16 protein-coding genes are annotated in these 20,005 nt (G+C 41.5%); 7 read left to right on the forward strand and 9 right to left on the reverse strand.

The annotated features are described in order from the left end of the window. The first annotated feature begins 45 nt into the window (after positions 1 to 45). Positions 46 to 1,359, forward strand: coding sequence for a M20/M25/M40 family metallo-hydrolase (locus PAT01_RS05425; RefSeq protein WP_154945092.1), 1,314 nt, complete (start codon positions 46 to 48; stop codon positions 1,357 to 1,359). A 15-nt stretch (positions 1,360 to 1,374) separates the two neighbouring features. Here the strand turns inward: PAT01_RS05425 and PAT01_RS05430 are convergent, their stop codons facing one another. Further along, positions 1,375 to 2,274: a LysR family transcriptional regulator ArgP gene (locus PAT01_RS05430; RefSeq protein ID WP_064387159.1), complete on the reverse strand. Its 900-nt coding sequence runs from the start codon at positions 2,272 to 2,274 to the stop codon at positions 1,375 to 1,377. Positions 2,275 to 2,379: 105 nt separating this feature from the next. On the opposite strand from PAT01_RS05430, the gene PAT01_RS05435 reads away from it, so the two are divergent. Further along, positions 2,380 to 2,982: a LysE/ArgO family amino acid transporter gene (locus tag PAT01_RS05435; protein ID WP_024032917.1), complete on the forward strand. Its 603-nt coding sequence runs from the start codon at positions 2,380 to 2,382 to the stop codon at positions 2,980 to 2,982. A gap of 59 nt (positions 2,983 to 3,041) precedes the next feature. Here the strand turns inward: PAT01_RS05435 and PAT01_RS05440 are convergent, their stop codons facing one another. From PAT01_RS05440 to PAT01_RS05450, 3 genes are all read right to left on the reverse strand, one after another. Continuing rightward, the gene (locus tag PAT01_RS05440; RefSeq protein ID WP_004587007.1) at positions 3,042 to 3,839 is read right to left on the reverse strand and encodes a response regulator; all 798 of its coding nucleotides are present in this window, start codon (positions 3,837 to 3,839) and stop codon (positions 3,042 to 3,044) included. Between the two features lie 121 nt (positions 3,840 to 3,960). Next, a complete protein-coding gene (locus tag PAT01_RS05445) occupies positions 3,961 to 4,677 on the reverse strand; it encodes an SIR2 family NAD-dependent protein deacylase (RefSeq protein ID WP_154945093.1) in 717 nt (238 codons plus the stop codon). Next, entirely contained in the window at positions 4,674 to 5,690 is a 1,017-nt protein-coding gene (locus PAT01_RS05450) for a Kelch repeat-containing protein (protein WP_154945095.1), read from the reverse strand. Before PAT01_RS05450 ends, PAT01_RS05445 begins: the two co-directional genes overlap by 4 nt. Before the next feature lie 427 nt (positions 5,691 to 6,117). On the opposite strand from PAT01_RS05450, the gene PAT01_RS05455 reads away from it, so the two are divergent. From PAT01_RS05455 to PAT01_RS05465, 3 genes are read left to right on the forward strand one after another with little or no spacing between them, the layout of a single operon-like run. Continuing rightward, positions 6,118 to 8,178 carry a TonB-dependent receptor plug domain-containing protein gene (locus PAT01_RS05455; RefSeq protein ID WP_154945097.1) on the forward strand — a complete coding sequence of 687 codons (2,061 nt, stop codon included), beginning with the start codon at positions 6,118 to 6,120 and terminating at the stop codon, positions 8,176 to 8,178. 8 nt (positions 8,179 to 8,186) lie between these two features. Beyond that, positions 8,187 to 8,720, forward strand: a complete 534-nt coding sequence (locus PAT01_RS05460; RefSeq protein ID WP_095206797.1) for a YfiR family protein — start codon at positions 8,187 to 8,189, stop codon at positions 8,718 to 8,720. Positions 8,721 to 8,723: 3 nt separating this feature from the next. Beyond that, the gene (locus PAT01_RS05465; RefSeq protein WP_154945099.1) at positions 8,724 to 10,757 is read left to right on the forward strand and encodes a bifunctional diguanylate cyclase/phosphodiesterase; all 2,034 of its coding nucleotides are present in this window, start codon (positions 8,724 to 8,726) and stop codon (positions 10,755 to 10,757) included. 1 nt (position 10,758) lies between these two features. Here the strand turns inward: PAT01_RS05465 and PAT01_RS05470 are convergent, their stop codons facing one another. The 5 genes from PAT01_RS05470 to trhP all read right to left on the reverse strand — a co-directional run bounded on the left by PAT01_RS05470 (position 10,759) and on the right by trhP (position 18,000). Then, positions 10,759 to 11,394 (reverse strand): methyltransferase family protein, encoded by a 636-nt coding sequence (locus PAT01_RS05470; protein WP_154945101.1) that lies wholly within the window; start codon positions 11,392 to 11,394, stop codon positions 10,759 to 10,761. A gap of 98 nt (positions 11,395 to 11,492) precedes the next feature. Continuing rightward, entirely contained in the window at positions 11,493 to 14,420 is a 2,928-nt protein-coding gene (locus PAT01_RS05475; RefSeq protein WP_154945103.1) for a TonB-dependent receptor, read from the reverse strand. Positions 14,421 to 14,888: 468 nt separating this feature from the next. Continuing rightward, a complete protein-coding gene (locus tag PAT01_RS05480) occupies positions 14,889 to 16,214 on the reverse strand; it encodes a methyl-accepting chemotaxis protein (RefSeq protein WP_055255596.1) in 1,326 nt (441 codons plus the stop codon). A 131-nt stretch (positions 16,215 to 16,345) separates the two neighbouring features. Further along, entirely contained in the window at positions 16,346 to 16,600 is a 255-nt protein-coding gene (locus PAT01_RS05485; RefSeq protein ID WP_154945105.1) for a YfhL family 4Fe-4S dicluster ferredoxin, read from the reverse strand. 8 nt (positions 16,601 to 16,608) lie between these two features. After that, positions 16,609 to 18,000 carry a prephenate-dependent tRNA uridine(34) hydroxylase TrhP gene (gene trhP, locus PAT01_RS05490; RefSeq protein ID WP_154945106.1) on the reverse strand — a complete coding sequence of 464 codons (1,392 nt, stop codon included), beginning with the start codon at positions 17,998 to 18,000 and terminating at the stop codon, positions 16,609 to 16,611. Between the two features lie 217 nt (positions 18,001 to 18,217). On the opposite strand from trhP, the gene ndk reads away from it, so the two are divergent. Next, on the forward strand, positions 18,218 to 18,649 hold the full coding sequence (gene ndk, locus PAT01_RS05495; RefSeq protein WP_004586996.1) for a nucleoside-diphosphate kinase: 432 nt from the start codon (positions 18,218 to 18,220) through the stop codon (positions 18,647 to 18,649). A 184-nt stretch (positions 18,650 to 18,833) separates the two neighbouring features. Next, positions 18,834 to 19,964, forward strand: a complete 1,131-nt coding sequence (locus PAT01_RS05500) for a dual-specificity RNA methyltransferase RlmN (RefSeq protein ID WP_004586995.1) — start codon at positions 18,834 to 18,836, stop codon at positions 19,962 to 19,964. The last annotated feature ends 41 nt before the right edge of the window (positions 19,965 to 20,005 follow it).

The following is a 20,005-nucleotide window of genomic DNA, read 5'->3' on the forward strand; positions in this document are numbered from 1 at the left end:
TTTTACTTCATATTAGCTGAACTACCTTTCAATTATTAGGCTGTTATGTCAGTTTTAAAATTTAGCCAAGCACTTATTTTTACCCTTGCGAGTACCCTACCGCTTACAAGCCACGCGGCGCTTAATAAAAACGAGCGTGAAATAGTAAAACAAGTTGAGCAAAACATGCCGCAAGCGCTCAAAGAAATAGAACAAGCGGTAAACATTAATAGCGGCTCGCTTAATATTGAAGGCGTAAAAAAGGTGGGCGCGCTTGCAAGCGAGCAACTAAAAGCCATTGGTTTTGAGGTTGAGTGGTTAGATGGCAGCGCGTTTAACCGTGCAGGGCATGTATTAGCTGCGCACAAAAGTAAAAACCCCGATGCAATAAAAATACTGATGATCGGCCATCTTGATACGGTGTTTGCCAAACACGATAACTTTACTACCTATAAACAAATTGATGAACACACCGCGAGCGGCCCAGGGGTAGCCGATATGAAAGGTGGTAATACTATTATAATTACCGCGCTTAAAAGCCTACAAGCGCTTAATTTACTTGAAAACGTAAGCGTAAAAGTACTGCTTACCGGCGATGAAGAAAGCAGCGGCCGCCCACTGAGCTTATCTAAACAAGCCATTGTTGATGCAGCAATTTGGGCTGACGTAGCACTAGGTTTTGAGAACGGCGATAACAATATTAAAACCGCTATGGCGGCGCGCCGTGGTTATACCGGCTGGACGTTAAATATAACGGCCAATGCTGCACATTCATCGCAAATATTTAGTGACAATGTGGGCTATGGCGCTATTTACGAGGCGTCGCGTATTTTAAATGACTTTAGAGAGCAACTAGCTACACAACCTAATTTAACCTTTAACCCTGGGCTTATTGTGGGCGGTACAAATGCCGATTACGACAGTGCTAACTCGTCAGCCACGGCGTTTGGTAAAAGTAACGTAATTGCGCAAACCGTGCATGTAGCGGGTGATTTACGAGCGCTTTCGTCAAAGCAGGTAGAAGGCGCTAAAAAAGTGATGCAGCAAATAGTGGCTAAAAGCTTAAATGGCAGCCACGCTGAGCTTATTTTTGAAGACGGCTACCCACCAATGGGGCTCACCAAGGGTAATAAAAAGCTGCTTGCACTGTATAGCCAAGCAAGCCAAGACTTAGGCTATAACAAAGTGGAGGCTGCAAACCCACGTAATGCCGGTGCGGCCGATATTTCGTTTGCTGCAAACCATGTTGATATGGCGCTTGATGGCCTAGGCCTAATGGGCAATGGCGCACACACTAAAAACGAAACCGCCGATTTAACCTCACTTAATAAAAACACCGCTAAAACAGCACTGCTTATTTACAGATTAGGGCAGTTATAAACGCAGGCTTAGCCTTTATGGGTTAATAGGCTCTAACCGTTTGCCTGCTACTTGTAATGCAAACTTACGCAACGTTTTAAGCTGCGGGCTTTCGGTTTGCCAATAGTGCCAATACAAAGGTGTATCAATATAATATTCTGGGAATAAATCGACTAACTCGCCTTTTATCAGCGAGTCTCCTAGCTGTAAGGTAGGTAATAGCCCATAACCTAGGCCTGCTATCATGGCTTGTTTAAATCCCTCTGACGAAGGGTAAATATGGGTAAACAGTGGGGCTGAGCCATTAATATCTTCTAAAAACTGGTGTTGTAGCTTGTCATACTCACTAAATACCAAGCACGGTAAATGCGCTAATTGCGAAAGCTCAGTAAGCTTATGTTGTTTTATAAAATCGGGGCTTGCAATGGCTTTGTAGCGTATGGCGCCAAGTGGGCTAACTAGGCCGCCATTAACGGGCTCGGGGGATGAGCTAATACACACCATAACCTCGCCGTCTTTCATTCTTTTATGGGCAATGGATTGATCTTCACTAATGACTTCAAAGCGTAATTTGCACGCAAGCTCTGTATCTAATACGGCGAGTGCTTCGGGCAGCCAGGTGGCAAGCGAATCCGCATTAGCAGCAAGCTTTACGCTAAGCGGGGTGTTTAAATCTGTGTGCTCGTTAAGTGCCTCTACATTAAGGGCCACTTCTAGCTGTAATACTTGCTGTAAATGATTAAGTAAACGTTTACCAAGTGCCGTGGGCGTTGGCGGCTGGGTTCTTATTAATACGGGCTCGCCTAGTTTGGCCTCAAGCTGATGAATACGCCTACTCACCGCCGATTGGGTAATAAATAATTTTTTTGAGGCCTTTTCAAATCCGCCTTCACTTATAACGGCACTAAGCGCATTGAGTAACTGGTAATCAATCATGAGTTTTACGCATATAACAATAAATATATTCATTGGATTTGTAACAGAATACCCCCTACCCTGCAAGGCATTGGATAACAGGTTTTATTTGAGTGGATTAGAAGTATGTCGTTTTTGTCGGGCGTGATGTTAGGGCTAAGTTTAATTATTGCCATTGGGGCGCAAAATATTTGGATTTTAAGCCAATGTATGGCGGGCGCTAACCGTTTTGTTTTAGCTGCGGTTTGTATTCTTTGCGACGCCACGCTAATTATTGTAGGTGTATTTGCCGCTAATGAGTTAAAGCTATGGCTGCCGGGGTTATTACCGTGGTTAACGTGGGGCGGTATAGCTATGTTACTTTACTTAGCATTTGGCTCTGCGCGCAGTGCAATTAAAGGCACATCGGGGTTAAAAGTAACTCAGGTAATAAAAGTGAGCTGGTGGAAAACGGCCCTTGCGGCCTTTGCTATAAGCTTACTAAATCCACATGTTTATTTAGACACCGTATTGCTGCTTGGCAGCATTGGCGCATTACAACCCGCGCCTATGCACTTTGCTATTGGTGCTTGTGTGGCCTCTGTTATTTGGTTTAGTAGCTTAGTGTTGTTTGCGCCAAAATTAAAAAAGGTTTTAAGCTCCCCGTTTAGATGGCGCGTATTTGATAGCTGTATTGCGGTTATTTTATGTTTTGTAGCGTTTCAGTTATATAACGTGCCAAGCCAATAAGCCAAAACAGCGGTAGTTATGTATTTAACTACCAATGTTGTTAGCCGTTTTTTAAAAGACTAAGACATTATTTTATAAAGTAATTCTCGCACTGTGGCCGGTTCAAACGGTTTATCGCAAATGGCATCAACTCCTGCTTGCGCAATATTAGCTAGGTGAGTGTCGTTTGCCTCTGAGCTCACCATTAAAATAGGAATATGCGAGTAAGCATTTGAGCCACGTACAGTTTCGGTTAGTTCGCGTCCATCCATTTCTGGCATGTTGTAATCGGTAACGATTAAATCGAACGATTGCTCACTAAGGTGCGCTATGGCTTCTTTTCCGTTTTCGGCTTCTACGGGTTCGGGGATCCCCATGCCAGCAAGTACGCGTATTATGTGTTTACGAGCAAAGCGGCTGTCGTCTACTACAAGTACACGAAGTAGCGTTACATCAAAATGATCAAGATCTACTTCTTCTTCGCTTATTATATCGAGGGTTGCTTTGAGTGCGCGAGTAATGGCTTTTGCGCTAAAAGGCTTAGGTAAAATAGCCAACACACCCGACTGGCGTAGTTGCTCAAGGTACTTTTTATTACGCTCGCTCGATATAAGCATAAAAGGTTGATGTTCAGTGGCGGGGTTAAGTCTTATTTTTTGCAATAATGAGTCGGCGGTGCCGTCTGATAAGTACATCGAGCTTATTACTAGGTCTGGGTGGTAACTTTCAAGTAACGATAAAACCTGCGCTTGAGTAGCCGCAGTTTCTACTTGTTTAACACCACTTTCTGCAAGCGATTTTATTATTATTTTTTGCTGAACCTCTGAAGGCTCTACAAGTAAAATGGACAAGTTTGCTATTGCAGTTAGGTCGCTCATTCAAGTCTCTTTAGTATTGTTATAATAAGGATAATAATAACATTATTGACTCGTTAATATTATATAAAGAGATTGTAATATTTAAGAAAACATTAGCAATCTCTTTAAAATATAGCACTTTCTAATTAGATTGGATGTATTCTAATGCATTCATTTTTTTGTACGTTACATTGCTGTGCATTATGTGAACAGGGTTAGGGTCTACCACTTCTACAGGTATGTCGTAATTACGGGCTACTTCTAATGCCATTTGGGTGATATTTACACTAAACGAGGTGCCCATAAATACAATTTTATCGGCGTTGAGCATACGCTGTTGTGCTTCGGTTATTCTGTAAAGCTCGGTGTAAAATTCATCGAACAACAACACAAAAGGCTTAAACGAATAATTAAGCTCAGGTGTTTGGTTTTGTATATTAAATAGCTCAAAAAGAGACTCATGCAGGCGGCTTTCATCTACACTATCCCACGGAGTCATAAGCGGTTTAACGGCTTCGCCTTGCTCATGAAATAGCGTCATTTGATCGAGCCTGCCGTGTATAGCAATGTAATTTTTGTTACCGGCTTTGCCATCAAGGCCATCTATATTTTGGGTTATTAAGTTTTTATCGCTCAGCCAATGGTGTACTTCATTCGGGCCATGGTTACGATAGGCAGCAAAACGATTGTAATACCAAGCTAAAAACTCGCGTGGATTGTTTTGATACATAGCGCGCGTGGCCATTTCCATGGGCGTATAATTTTTACTGCCTATAGTCCAAAAGCCATCTTCGCCTCTAAATGTAGGTATGCCACTGGCCGCGCTTACCCCTGCACCGGTAATATAAAGTGTATTCACTGTGCTACCTCGTACCCTAGTACATCGTTTATTACTTGCTGCTGATTGTTCATGCCGCCAATACGATATAAAGCCCCATTGTGCTCAAGTAGGCCACGGTGATCCATACTGCCAACAGCTACATTAGGTAATACCTGCCACGTGTTTTGCTTTATATTAAAACGCCACACATGGTTGCTCGCCGGGGCGGGCTGTTTATTGTAACCAATACCGTTGTAGTTATAGGGGTTATTAGAGCCGCCCAGCATGTAAATATTGTTATTGTAGCTAGTAGCAGCCATACGGTAATGCGACTCCCCCGTAGGGTGGGGCAAAGTACGCCAATCTATTTTTAGCGGATTGTTGGCATTTATTGTGCCTTTTAAACACTGCGCAACACCTGCAAACGAGCGGCGAGAATCTGAATTTGCTTGGGTTTTAACGCCATCGCAAATAACAATGGTATTACCACTAATAGCAGCCGCTTGGCCAAATACTGGCTCACCTAAAAAAGGCGACGCCTGCTGCCATGTATTGTTTTTAGTATCGTACACTTGTACTAAATTTACGTTGCCATCGTTATGCCAGCCGCTAATAAGGTATATGTAACGCTCTTTGTAGCTTAGCGCTACGCTGTCATCAACTGGTACTGGCATGCTTGCAAGGTGTTTATACGTATTGTTTTTTATATCGAAACGGTACACATCGGGGCTTGAAATTTCAGTATGATCGCTATCTACCGTGTAGCCACCAAATATATAAGCGTATTCACCTAAGCCAACAGCAGTACTGGCTAAGCGCCCCTTTAATGGCAAACTTGAAGGCACACTCGCTTGTTGCTGCCATGCGCTGTCGCCCAGTTTTAGTGAAAATACCTTATTGTGTACATCTGTGTGTTGTTTGTTTTTACCTAGCCCCATAAAACTCAAAAAATAGCGTTGGTTTTCAACAGTAACCTTAGCTACGGCATTGTTTGCAACGGGTTCGGGTAAAGCAGGAAGGCTTGCTAGCGCGATAGAAAAAAGAAGGCTCATAAAAACAAATAATATAAAAGTGACTAATACACTTAGGGTAAATTATTTTACCTGCATGAACCAGCTAACTATAAGTAATTTACCTTATTAATGCGTGTGTTTAGGTGTGCTGCGTTTTACAAACCATCTAATAATTAATGGCGTAGCCAGCGAGCTAAATTAGATAAGCGAATTTACAAGCAGCGCCTAATGTACACTGCCTTATTACTTGATTTTGTAGCTTTATTTGTTAATTTTATTTAAAAACTACAAAACTTTAATAATTTAGCGTTAAGTTTTAAAACATCCTTACTACTTAGTAATTTATGCTAGTTAGCCTAATAAAGTGTACTTTTAGCAATATAAAGTATGCTAATATTTTGTGGTAACAAATGTTTTACAAAAATATATCCTGTTTTTGATTTTTGATCCCTGTGGAGAAACCTAGGTGAAAATACCTAAAAAGTTATTGTGCTCACTTATTATTGCCTCACCAATACTTGCTGCAGAACCATTAAACGACGATGACTTAGACCTTGACGCGTTAATGGGAATGGATGTTCAAGCAACTTCTGCAATGAAACGAGCACAATCGGCCTTTAACACCGCCTCTTCTATTTATGTGCTAAGCAAAGAGCAAATTACAAGCTCGGGCGCTACCTCTATTCCTGAGGCATTAAAAATGGTGCCAGGCCTTGCCGTAAGACAACTTGATAACAATCAATGGGCTATTTCTGCACGCGGTGTTGCTTCACGGTATTCCAGCAAATTATTAGTAATGATAGATGGGCAAAGCCTATATACCCCCAAATTTGCGGCTGTGTATTGGGAGTCGTTGCATGTGCCTTTATACGATATTGAACGCATTGAGGTTATTCGTGGTCAGGGCGGGTTGTTATGGGGTAATAACGCAAATAACGGCGTGATCAATATCATTACTAAAAATAGCTTAGATACACGCAACACTTACGCTAAAGCAATTACAGGTAATCAAATAAATGCCGACATAAGCCTTCGCCATGGTGGTGATATTTCTGATATTGGTAGTTACAGGGGCTACTATAATACTAAAAATACCGCACCTTCTAAAAAAGGCAGCCGCATTAAACCTAATGACTTTACTAAACAGCACGCTGGGGGCTTTAGAGCTGATTTTACGCCAAGCGATGAGTGGTCAATCCTCCTGCAAGGGGATCATACCCACACAGAGCACGGCCAAAACCTTACTGGGGTAGTAGATGCGTCTAACCGCAGTCAGCAGTTTCCAACTATTGCTGATAGGCGCGATACGCGATTAATGACCCGTGTTGAGCATCGTCTTTCAGATAATGCAAACCAAATGCTGCAAATGTCGTGGCTTAAACAACATGGTGAACAACCCTATATAAATGAAGATTTTGAATCGATTGACGTTGATTATCAAATGAACTTTATTACCGGTGCACTCCAGGTAGATTGGGGGCTTAATTATCGATTTAATGATATTTCTTTTCAAGACAGCATTTTTATTAATAGCGATAAAGACTTAGAAGACCTTCATCAATACGGTGCCATGCTGCAAGCGCAATACAGTGTTATTCCAGATACGTTAAACCTCATTGTAGGCACAAAAATAGAGCATAACGATTTAACCGGTTGGGAAAATCAACCCCTTGCCCGCTTTACCTATCAGCCAAATAACGAGCACCTAGCATGGGGAGCAATTTCACGAAGCGTGCGTATTCCTACATTAATTGAATTTAACGATAACTTTAGAGTAAATGGCCAAAAAATCTCAGACGTAATTGGCATGCAGTCGGGTATTGCTGAAATAGATCAATATCATATAGCTACATTTTTAAATGGTAACGATAACGTAAAAGCCGAAAATTATATCTCGTACGAGCTAGGCTACCGTATATCAAAGGCGGAGTGGTCTTTAGATGTTTCTGCATTTAATACGCAAGCGGAGGATGTTGCCGTAATTAGTTTAAACCCCCATGTAGAACAATTTATACCTGCATTAAACTTTTACTTAGCCGGGGAAGTGTCACAAGCATTTGCGGCGCTTCAAACAACAAGCTTAGATTACGACTTTGTTTCGGTAGGTGAAACCACCACAACCGGCGGTGATTTATTGTTCTCGATGCAACTAATGGACGACTTAAGCAGCGAAGTTGGCTACAGCTATACAAAAATAGATTACGACTTACCTAATGCAACGCGCCCTACTATTGGCTACGACTCAGTAAACAGACAATTATTTACTAAACTGAATTACCAATTAACTGAGCAGCATTCTATTTTTGCCACGCTAAGAGCCGAAAACTCAAGTACTTACAATACAGATAACTACACCGCTGTAGACCTTACATGGAACTGGAAAATAAACAATAGCTGGGCCACAGCAGTATCAGGCAAAAATTTATTTGCAGGCTCACACATAGAATACGCCAATACTCGCGAAACATTTACGGTTCCTAATTACATAGACGAGTGTGTTACGTTTTCTGTTAGTGCAACATTTTAAGAGAGCCAATGCTTAAGCCTTTAAATCGATTGCTTTACCTATTTTTTTGCCTTGCGCTTTGTACAAGCTCAAGCGCGTTTGCGGTGCAAAAAGAATATGTGCTTAAAGCAGGCTTTTTATATAACTTTGCCCGCTTAGGGCAATGGCAATCTGCACCCGAAAACGGCTCCGACTTTTTAATTTGTAGCCCCGACAGCCAATTTATAGCAATAGCAAATGCCGCCCTAGAAAACAGAAAAGTACATAAACGCCACTTACGAAATAAACTAACTCCCCTCGAGGCAACTGCACTTGAGGGCTGTGATATAGTATTTATTACCGATAATACCTATAACATGTGGTTAGATGCCCACCCCGCGCTTAATTTAAAAAATACAATGATAGTTGGCGAAACCGATGGCTTTATAGCCGCACAAGGACATATTCGATTTTTCCTTTCAAGTAGTAAGGTGCGCTTTGAAGTTGCCCCAAGCAAGCTTAAAAAAGCAGGCATTACTATGAGCTCAAAAGTGCTGCGCCTAGCACGTGTAGTTGAGGGGTAAACAATGAAAAACTACTTCTCACTCAACTCAATGAGTAAAAAGCTGCTGTTTATTTTAATGAGCGTTGCACTTATTTCTACCGCTACCGTTACTGCTGTTTTTAGCGCCTATGAGCTAAAAACCGCAAAACAAGAACAAACACAAAGCCTAAAATCACTCTCGCAAATATTAGCCCCCAATATTAGTACTGCTTTAATATTTTACGACACCGCCGCAATAAAAGAGCTGATTGAGCCGCTATTAATGCGCTCCGATATTGTATCGGTAGAAGTGATAAACAATTTTAGCCAACAACTTGCAAGCGTAACGTCGCCTAAATACAGCCAAGAAAGCTCAGCCCCGCATACAATAGAAGTAAAAACACCATTAACAATTGACGCTCAACGCTACGGTACGCTGATTGTGCGCGCAGACGACAGTGACCTAAACGACAGAGCCGCTTTTTATGGCCGGTTTATTATTGTATTAATGATTTTTAGCTTTATTTTAAGTTTGCTTGTATCGCTAATGCTCAGAAAACGTTTTTTAAACCCCATTTTATATTTAGCACAAACAGCAGAGCAAATTACCTCATCTAACGACTATAGCTTACGTGCAAAAGAGCTTTCAAAGGACGAAGTGGGTAAGCTAACAAGCTGTTTTAATACCATGCTGCAAACTATAGAACAGCGCGATAACCTGCTAGAAAACCAAGTAAAACGAAGAACAAAAGAGCTCGAAAATGCCAATGTTCAGCTGCATCAATATGCCTATCAAGATGGCTTAACCGACCTACCTAACCGCCGTTATTTTTATGAGCACCTGCAACAGCTTGTAAGCACACCTGAACAACCATTTTCTTTGGTATTTATTGATTTAGACGGCTTTAAAGAGGTAAACGATAGCTTAGGCCACGACTTTGGTGATTTATTACTTCACGAAGTGGCTAAGCGACTTCGCCGATGCTTAAAACAGCAAGACATAGTGGCGCGCTTAGGCGGTGATGAGTTTACCCTAATACTAAAAGGAATAAGCGATACAACAGCGGTTTCGCACATTGCACACGATGTAATGAAAAGCCTGACCCGAACAATAACCATAAAAAACGAACATGTGCAGGTCACCGCGAGTATAGGCGTGGCGTTTTTTCCGCATGACGGCATATCGGTCGAAACCTTAGTTAAACGAGCCGACCAAGCGATGTATTTGTCAAAAAGTAAGGGGCGAAACAGGTTTGAGTTTTTCTCATACGAAATGGAAGAACTGGCGATTGAAAAGCGCCGCCTTATAGAAGAAATACGCATTGGCTTAAATAACAACCAATTTGAACTTTACTATCAGCCAATATGGGACCCCCATTCACGTACGCTAAAAAAAGCAGAAGCGCTGATCCGTTGGAACCACCCAGAGCGAGGCATTATTGGCCCTGTTGAATTTATCGATATAGCAGAGCAAAATGGCTTGATAAAAGAGCTAGGCGAATGGGTTAAATCGCAAGCTGTTCGCGATGCGGTACAGTTTAATAAGCTAAGCTATACACCGGTGCAAATTAGTGTAAATACCTCACCTTTAGAAATTGATCGCGACGGTGTTTGGGTTACCCAATGGGTAGAGGCGTGCAAACTTTATAATTTGCCACCTCATACAATATTAATTGAGATAACTGAAAACAGCTTAATGGACCCCGATAACGCGATTCAGCACCATTTAAAACGCCTTAATGCGCTTGATATAGATATTGCCATTGATGATTTTGGTGTTGGGTACTCATCGCTTGCGTACTTGCAGCAGTTAGACATTGATATACTTAAAATAGATCAATCGTTTATACAAAATATTGAAGCCAACAGCAGCAGTATAGCGCTAATTAAAGCCATAATTACTATGGCGCATAACTTAGGGGTAGAAGTGGTCGCCGAAGGGGTAGAAACACCAACCCAACAAGCACAATTAATCGCGTTGGGCTGTGATTACATTCAAGGCTACTTATATTCTAAACCGCTTTCAAAGCAAGATTTTATAAATAGCCATCTGCAAATAAAAGCAACCGTTGAATAACCTACAACCAGCGCGGTACGGTTTGCTTATATTTTAGGTAGTCATTATTAAAACGCGTTACTAAATGCGCTTCTTCAACAGCTATTTGTCTATAAAGCGCATATAAGCCCACAGCAAGGCAAATTAAGCTAAATAAGCTTGGTAATGCTAAAAAGAACCCCAACTGAGCAGTTGCCACACCAACATACATAGGATTGCGCGAAAAACTATATAACCCTGTAGTTTTAAGCGTTTGAGGCCCATTTGGGTCTATACCCGAGCGCCAAAGTGACGCCATATGAAAATGAACAACCATACTGAGCACAAAGCCCGCCGTGAGCATAATATTGCCAAACATAACACCCGGCCACCCATTTAAGGTATAAAACATACCTAAGTAGTTATCGGTGGCAGGCACAAACACACGCAGCACACACACAAACCATATAGCAGCTCTAAAAAACTTAAACGCCATATGATTCCACCAGCTAGTACAAAACTTAGCGCCAGGAAAAATAACACCCGCAGGCGTTGAACGATTTTTATAAATAATTCTAACGGTGTAAAACCCCGCCACAAACGTATAAAAAAGCGCTAAATACACACGCGTAAACTCGATTAGCGAAGCAGAATCATCTATAAACGGTTGGTAACTCATTAATTTATTTTCTTCATCCTTTTATAATAATTTCATCATAATAGTCATGCTATTCATTAACAAGGTTAGTGTGCTAAAAACGTATAGTGGGCTTTTATTTAAAAACTATAATTTATACCCGCGTAGTAGCGTCTACCTGAGTAACTTGAACTTAATAAACGCGCTTCGCTATCATCACCTAAACGCGTAACAGTTTCCGATTTAGTTAAGTTAATAACAGAGGCTGTTAAACTTAAGCCATCAGAAATATTAATGGCGGCATTTACATCAACTTGCTCGTAAGGGTCTTGGTATACATTTAAACCGCTATTTAAGCCAAGTACTGTTTCGCCGCGTTTATTGTACGACGCGCGAAGAGTAAAGTACTCGCCTTCGTAATAAGCAGAGGTGTTGTACTGGTATTTAGCGCTTCCAATTAATGGCGATTGGCCAAATTCTTCACCATTTACACTTACATCGGCTTTATTGGTTTTGTTATAGGTGTAATTAGCATAAAAACCAAAACCACCTGCAAATGCATGTTGAATAAATACTTCGGCCCCTTTTGATACCGCATCGGTGCCGTTACCCACTGTGCTGTATGGCGCAACGGTAATGAAACCGCGCTCTACTATATTGTCTTTGCCTGCAAACTCTTGCTGCATATCTATTACCAGCGGCACAACAAAGTTATCAACCTTTTTATGAAACAACGCTAACCCCAATGCAGAGCCCTCGGCGTAATAATATTCAATAGATAAATCGGCCTGCACTGATTCAAAAGGTTTTAAATTTTTATTACCGCCACTGCCACTAAAACCTGCAAGTTCGTTGAATGCGGCTCTGTCTTCTGCCCATTCATTTGATACAAACGTAATACGCTGCTGCGAGCCTAAATCGCTGTAATCTGGTCGTGCCATCACTTTAGCAATAGCGCCTCTAATCACTAAATCGTCGGTGGCATCCCACGCTATGTTAAAGCTTGGTAGAATTTGTGTGTCGGTGTTTTTTTGTGTAACCAACTGATAATATTCTACAAAACGCGCATCGCCAGTTACCGGCTCGCCTGTTTCATCATTGGTGTGATCAAGTTGATAAGTATATAAATCGGTAGAAGAGGTTAAGGTTTTAGTTTGTACTACGCGCACACCTAAATTACCTCTTACTTCACTAAATTCAAAATCGCCTTGAATGTAAAACGCTGATATTTTTTCTTCAATATCGTATACAAAGTTATCTTCTATGCGGGTATAAGGCGTGTAGTTGTCGGTTACTAAATCTCGGTATTTATCCCAATCTATGCTGGGCATTTGGTTTATATTAAACCCGCCAACTATATTGGTTTGATTAATAAACACATCCTCGGCAAGTGGCATACCGCCATTCCATTGGTAGCTATCAAATTGCGTGATACCTTGCTCACTCGCTTCACCTGCAGCAATATCAAAGTTAGGATCTAAAAAAAACGTATTACCGGTCTCGCGGTGTAAATTGGCATGGCGATATTTAGCCCCGGTTCTAATCGTTTTTAAAAGCCCCCAATCAACATAAAAGTCGATGTCGGCTTGATAATAATCCTCTTCGAGTTCGCTGCGCACAAAGCTTGAATTTGACGAACCCGCATCACGCCCGCCGCCTAAGCCACTTTGCAAGTTAGCTAATGTGTTGGGATCAATACTCAGCGATACATTATTTTCATTTAAAGACCACGCATCGCTTTGCGATGCGTTTTGAATAACGGTTTCGTTTTCACCGGCATTTGAGCTTTTATAAGCGGCTTCCCAGCTTTCTTCAGGGCCGCCCTCAGATTGGGTGTTACCAATAACAAAGCGGGCTTTAAAGCTATCGCCTTCATAGGTTAAATTAAAATCGATAGTATCGGAGGTAGACTCTTCTCGTACATAGCTGCCACGCATCCACGGAAATTGCATATCGTTTTCAACACCGCTAGCACTGGCATTGTATTGCATACCCGTTGCAATGGTGCCTGTTTCATCCAGGTTTACTGCGCTTAAAAAGTCTGGGTTAAGTGACCACTCAGGAATATCAATGACTGATTCGGTTCTGTCTTGTCCGAGTATAAAACCAAAGTAGTTAAATCCTAGTTCTAAGCGATTAGTCGGGCGCCATTGTGTACTAAATTGAATACCTTCACGCTCACGTTTTTCATTAAGCACAGAGCCACGTACAACTTGCGGAAACCACACGTCATCATAACGATTACCGCTGGCATCACTTATCGTATCCCAACCGTTATTGTTATCAACGGCATTACCATTAATATCAGTAGGTTGACCGCCACCCGTGTAACGCCATACATTTGTATCGGTGCTGCCTGTTAAAGTGCGATTAGTACGCTCTTGATAGGTATAACCCACCAATACGCCAAAGGTGTCGTCGTCATTTTTCCACGAATATAAGCCACTAAATTGCGGCTCGTACTCTTTTGTCACATCGGCGTAAGTAGATTCAACGTTAAATACACCTGAGTTTGCCTCCATGCTTAAAGGCTTGCGGCTATGCATTAATACTGTGCCGCCCACGCCGCCTTCATCTAAACGCGCTTCTGGCGATTTATACACTTCTACGCTTTCTATCATGGCAGAGGGTAGTAAAGTGTAATCGAACGAGCGTGAAGGCTCCCCGGGTGATGAGGCTATAAAATTGCCATTAAGCTGAGTAAATGTGAGCTCAGATGATAAACCACGAATACTCACCGATGCCCCTTCTCCGCCATCGCGTTCAATAACAACGCCAGGTACTCGCTGCAACGAATCCGCTACATTTTTATCAGGAAATTTGCCAATATCTTCGGCTGTAATTGCATCCACCACAGAGCCAGACATACGCTTAACATCTAAGTTCTCAGCCATGCTTGAGCGTATACCCCGTACCTCAATTACTTCCATATTTTTTTTAAGCAGTGTTTTAGCGTTTTGTGAGGCAGCATCATCAGCTAAGCTAAATGGGCTTGAGGTAATAAGTGATGCGCAAAATAAAGATTTGTATACTTTAGATAAAGGGTAATGACGTAGGCAATTAATCATTTTACAGCTATTCCATTTACATTGCTTAGGCTAAGCAAATCAGTGATCCATTAGCGTATTGCAGTACGTAATGGCAAATTGCTGCAAAGTTTACATGGCGAAACTTAATGTATTGTTAACACCTGGCTTAATTTAGTCTCAACTGTGGTTAAAAAATAACTCACACCTCACTATTTAACCTTATTAGGGTTTATGCACCCGTTTTTAAGCTATTTAATGCTACCTAAGGTGAAAATAACACCTTTTAATAAAAATATTACCCGCCGCTTTACTTCACCTGAACTCTGGTTAAGAGACTTACTAACAGATTGAATTCCAGTGATGGTAAAATTTATTTTTTCTAGCCAGAGATAGGTTTATTATCCACAGTTCAAATTACTTAATATGTGCCGGTACGCACTCTTGTTAAAGCAAAAAACCGCTTTCGCGGTTTTATTTTATGTTTGTTGTTTTAACGTATTTACTCAATCAGTTATTAGAGTTTAATTGGCTGGTAAATTGGCCTACTGCATTAACCACTTTTTGGGCTCCATCTTGAATTTCTGCCATAACCTCACCCGACTCTTTAGAAAGCGCTAAACCTTGCTCTGCTTTTTCTTTGCCTTGCTCAATAACCGCTACCGTACTTTGGGTTTGTGACTGATTACGCTGTACCACTTCCACAATTTCTTCTGTTGCTTTTGACGTTCTTGACGCTAAATGCCTTACTTCATCAGCAACCACGGCAAACCCGCGCCCTTGCTCTCCTGCACGCGCAGCCTCTATTGCAGCATTGAGTGCAAGTAAGTTGGTTTGCTCGGCAATACTACTTATGCTTTGCACTATGCTGGCTATTTGTTGTGATTGTTGATCCAGCGCCGAAATTTCGTTAGCTGCTTGCTCCATATTTACAGCCAGCTCGTTCATAACAGATACGGTTTCTTGTAATACGCAGCTGCCACGCTCTGCGGTTTTATCTGTTTCTGTAGAGGTGCCATAGGCTATTTCGGCTGCTTGCGAAATAGCAATTTCACGGTTTACTTGCTCAGTAATTACGGTGGCAAATTTCATTACCTTATAAAGCTGATCCGCATCATTCGAAATAGGGTTGTAGGTGGCTTCTAACCAAATTACATTGCCATATTTATCTATACGTTTAAACCTGTCGGCAATAAATTGGCCTTGCCTAAGCTTGCTCCAAAACTGTTGGTATTCAGCCGAATTAGCTTCTTCGGTTTGACAGAATACCCGGTGATGCTGGCCAATTATTTCTGATTCATTGTACCCCATGGCTGACAAAAACTGATCGTTTGCCGTTAACACATGCCCCTGTAAATCAAACTCAATCACAGCCATAGAGCGATAAATCGCTTTTATTGTGTCGCTTTGTTCACGAGAGGTTGTAATGGTTTTAGTAAGTACGGTGCCAAACACCGAAAAATACAATAACTGATTTTGCTCACCCACCACTGGGTGCACAATTAATCTTAGCCACTCTGCATTGCCATCTTGGCGAACAAATTCAATAGCCCCACTCCAGTGGCCTTCTTTTTGGAATGCTTTTTCAAGCTCTTCGTATTCAGGTGATAACCGCGACTGTTCAGCAATAAAATCGCCTAGCTGATTATTTGTTAAATTATCTTCGTTATAACCTAATGCGTTTAAAAAGTTATCGTTAGCATGCGAAATTCGCCCATCATAAAGTACATTAAGTACCAGCATTTCTTTGTAAAGCCCATCCCACACTTGCTCTAAAGGGTACAACTGAGCTTTTAAAGCGGCTATTTCGTTTTGCTTACCTTTTGAAAAAAACATTAATTTCCCTACCAAAAACACTAAATCAAGTTACTTCCAGTATAGGAGGTATTAATGATAACGCGATAATTAATAAGTAGTTTAAGCTAATTTTTTGCTAAATTTGTAAGCATATGTTCCTTTTTATGTGTTCAGCCTTCACTTTCAACTAGGTTTACATACTTTTGTGCTAGCTGCTCAAGTGACTCCCTATTTAAAGGATCGCTTTTAATGCAATTAATGGGGCACACTATGACACACGTTGGTTTATCGTAATGCCCTACACATTCGGTGCACTTATCAGGGTCTATTTGATAAGTTTTTGACCCCATGAAAATCGCGCTGTTGGGACACTCGTCTACACATACATCGCAGTTAATGCATTTTTTATTTATAAATAGTGCCATGCTAGCGCTTACTCACTTGCTACTTTTTTATAGGGGTTGCGGGTATCTTGGTGCTCATCTAAATTGCGCATTAATATTGCGTGCTCTAAATTAATGCTCTCATCTAATGAGATTTTTACAATATACCCAGAGCCTTTCGCATCACTAATACTTTCGCCCTTTTTGTTTTGCATATATTCAAGCTCAAAAGTAATATTACCTTGTGGGGTCATAAGCTCTAAAGAATGCCCAACGCAGAATTTATTTTTTACCTCTATTTCAACTAAACCATCAGCATAGCGCCCTATTACTTCCCCAACAAATTGCTGCTTAGTTGATACAGAGTGACCGTATTCGTAGTTTTGATAATCTTGATGGGCATGGCGCTTTAAAAAGCCTTCGGTGTAGCCTCTATGTGCTAAGTTCTCAAGTGTTTTGAATAAGTGAGTATCAAATGGTTTACCTGAAGCCGCGTCATCTATTGCTTTTCGATACACTTGTGCGGTGCGCGCTACATAATAAAACGATTTAGTCCGCCCTTCTATTTTTAAACTATGTACACCCATTTTTGTTAACTGCTCTACGTATTGTACGGCGCGTAAATCTTTTGAATTCATAATATACGTACCATGTTCATCCTCAAATGCTGGCATATACTCACCAGAGCGCCCTTGCTCCTCAAGCATGTAAATATTATTTGTTGGCGCACCTTCACCCAGAGTTGGTATAACTTGGTTAGGGTCAATTTTATGCACCATGTCGCCCGATTCGTTTTCAACCCCTGGTTTTACATCGTAACTCCAGCGGCAGGCATTCGTGCAGGTACCTTGGTTTGGGTCGCGCTTATTTATATAACCCGAAAGTAAACAGCGCCCTGAATACGCCATACATAACGCCCCATGTACAAACACCTCAAGCTCAGTATTTGGGCATAGCGTACGTATTTCTTTTATTTCTTCAAGTGATAGCTCGCGGGATAAAATAACTCGCTCAATACCTTGTTTTGCCCAAAATTGAACACTTGCATAATTAACTGCATTTGCTTGCACCGATAGGTGAATAGGCATAGCTGGCCACTTTTCGCGTACCAGCATAATGAGCCCAGGATCTGACATAATCAGCGCATCGGGCCCCATAGCGATCACTGGTTCTATATCACGTAAATACGATTTAACCTTTGCGTTATGCGGAGCAATATTTGAGACCACATAAAACTTTTTATTTTGCGCATGGGCTTCATTAATCCCTATTTGTAATGTCTCTAAATCAAACTCATTATTACGTACCCGCAAACTGTAGCGAGGCTGGCCGGCGTAAACGGCATCGGCCCCATATGCAAAGGCGTAGCGCATGTTTTTTAAGCTCCCCGCAGGGCATAACAGTTCAGGAATAAAAGAAGTTACAGAAGAAACAGCTGGCATATGCGCTCCGTACAGCTAACCGAGTATAAGTCGGTTGCATGATTAATTAATTTACAAGCGCGGCATTATAAATGCGCTAAACATTGTGCTTTTGATCAAGATCATAAAACTGCAACCAAACTGGTTTTTAATAAAATTAGGTTTTTTCAATTAAAACGCGTATAATTCGCGCCCGTAAATATTCACACTTTTATTTAAAAATTATTGGAGCATAAAGATGGCTTTAGAGCGTACTTTCTCAATCGTAAAACCTGATGCAGTAGCAAAAAACCACATCGGCGCAATCTACAACCGTTTCGAAACTGCGGGTCTTAAAATCGTTGCAGCTAAAATGGTTCACCTTTCAAAAGAGAAAGCTGAAGGTTTCTACGCAGAGCACAGCGAGCGTCCTTTCTTCGGTGCTTTAGTATCTTTCATGACATCTGGCCCAGTAATGGTTACCGTTCTTGAAGGCGAAAACGCTGTTCTTAAAAACCGTGAAATCATGGGTGCTACTAACCCTGCTGAAGCACTAGCTGGTACTTTACGTGCAGACTACGCTGATAGCATCGACGAAAACGCTGTTCACGGTTCTGACGCTGTTGAATCTGCTGCTCGCGAAATCGCGTACTTCTTCGCTGACGAAGAGCTTTGCCCACGTACTCGTTAATTCGAGTTTTACAGTTAACGCTGTAATGCAAAGTAAGAAAAGGGCTTTCGAGCCCTTTTTTAGTCATTACGTAAAGTATCCTTAAATGCATTTTTGATATTTTACTTAATGATTAAAGTGGGTGAATTGTGTACAATTCGCCCTTGTAAATTTTATCTCCACCGTCACCGATTGAGGTTGTTTCATGACCGAGCAAAAAAAGATTAACTTATTAGATTTAAACCGAGATGCAATGCGTGAGCTATTTGTATCATTCGGTGAAAAGCCATTTCGTGGCGACCAGGTGATGAAATGGATTTATCATTTTGGCGTTGATAACTTTGACGACATGAGCAACGTTAATAAAAAGCTTAAAGAAAAGCTTAAAAACGAATGCGAAATTGTTGCGCCAGAAATCTCTGTTCGCCAGCAAGCAAGCGACGGCACAATTAAATACGCATTAGTGCTTGATGGCGGCCAAGAAGTTGAAGCTGTATGGATCCCAGAAAAAGACCGCGCCACCTTGTGTGTATCTTCGCAAGTGGGTTGTGCCCTTGAGTGTACGTTTTGTTCAACTGCGCAACAAGGCTTTAACCGTAACCTTAAAGTGTCTGAAATTATTGGCCAAGTTTGGCGTGTAGCTAAAGACATAGGCCTTGATGGCAATAGCGAAAAACGCCCAGTTACCAACGTAGTAATGATGGGTATGGGCGAGCCTCTACTTAATATTAAAAACGTAGTGCCGGCGATGGAACTTATGATGGACGACTGGGGCTTTGGCTTATCTAAGCGCCGCGTAACATTAAGTACCTCAGGGGTTGTACCTGCCCTTGATTTATTAAAAGAAAAAATAGACGTAGCACTTGCTATTTCTCTTCACGCACCCGATAACGCTCTACGTGACGTACTTGTACCAATTAATAAAAAGTACCCAATTGAAGAATTTTTAGCCGCGTGTCGTCGTTATATCGATGGCTCTAAAGCAAATAAAGACGTGACCATTGAATACGTTATGCTAAATGGCGTTAACGACAGCACCGACCAAGCACATGAGCTGGTTAAAACGCTTAAAGGTACACCTTCTAAAGTTAACCTTATTCCGTTTAACCCGTTCCCGGGTAACGAATACACACGCTCTAGCAACAGCCGTATTGACCGTTTTTCTAAGGTTTTACAAGCTGCGGGTATTACGTGTATTGTTCGTCGTACTCGTGGTGACGATATTGACGCCGCCTGTGGGCAATTAGCCGGCGATGTTGTTGACCGTACTAAACGTATGGCGAAAAAGAAAATGCGCGACGATAACGCAATTAGCGTAAATATCCAGCAAGCATAAGCCTGTAACCACCCTGCGTATATTTCCTATGCAGGGTGGTT

It is taken from the genome of Pseudoalteromonas atlantica, assembly GCA_007988745.1.
Classification (GTDB): Bacteria; Pseudomonadota; Gammaproteobacteria; order Enterobacterales; family Alteromonadaceae; genus Pseudoalteromonas; species Pseudoalteromonas atlantica.

Coding starts and splice junctions, on each gene's coding strand:
- PAT01_RS05425 (WP_154945092.1), top strand. CDS start 46: ATGTCAGTTTTAAAATTTAGCCAAGCACTTATTTTTACCCTTGCGAGT.
- PAT01_RS05430 (WP_064387159.1), bottom strand. CDS start 2,274: ATGATTGATTACCAGTTACTCAATGCGCTTAGTGCCGTTATAAGTGAA.
- PAT01_RS05435 (WP_024032917.1), top strand. CDS start 2,380: ATGTCGTTTTTGTCGGGCGTGATGTTAGGGCTAAGTTTAATTATTGCC.
- PAT01_RS05440 (WP_004587007.1), bottom strand. CDS start 3,839: ATGAGCGACCTAACTGCAATAGCAAACTTGTCCATTTTACTTGTAGAG.
- PAT01_RS05450 (WP_154945095.1), bottom strand. CDS start 5,690: ATGAGCCTTCTTTTTTCTATCGCGCTAGCAAGCCTTCCTGCTTTACCC.
- PAT01_RS05460 (WP_095206797.1), top strand. CDS start 8,187: ATGCTTAAGCCTTTAAATCGATTGCTTTACCTATTTTTTTGCCTTGCG.
- PAT01_RS05465 (WP_154945099.1), top strand. CDS start 8,724: ATGAAAAACTACTTCTCACTCAACTCAATGAGTAAAAAGCTGCTGTTT.
- PAT01_RS05470 (WP_154945101.1), bottom strand. CDS start 11,394: ATGAGTTACCAACCGTTTATAGATGATTCTGCTTCGCTAATCGAGTTT.
- PAT01_RS05475 (WP_154945103.1), bottom strand. CDS start 14,420: ATGATTAATTGCCTACGTCATTACCCTTTATCTAAAGTATACAAATCT.
- PAT01_RS05480 (WP_055255596.1), bottom strand. CDS start 16,214: ATGTTTTTTTCAAAAGGTAAGCAAAACGAAATAGCCGCTTTAAAAGCT.
- PAT01_RS05485 (WP_154945105.1), bottom strand. CDS start 16,600: ATGGCACTATTTATAAATAAAAAATGCATTAACTGCGATGTATGTGTA.
- trhP (WP_154945106.1), bottom strand. CDS start 18,000: ATGCCAGCTGTTTCTTCTGTAACTTCTTTTATTCCTGAACTGTTATGC.
- ndk (WP_004586996.1), top strand. CDS start 18,218: ATGGCTTTAGAGCGTACTTTCTCAATCGTAAAACCTGATGCAGTAGCA.
- PAT01_RS05500 (WP_004586995.1), top strand. CDS start 18,834: ATGACCGAGCAAAAAAAGATTAACTTATTAGATTTAAACCGAGATGCA.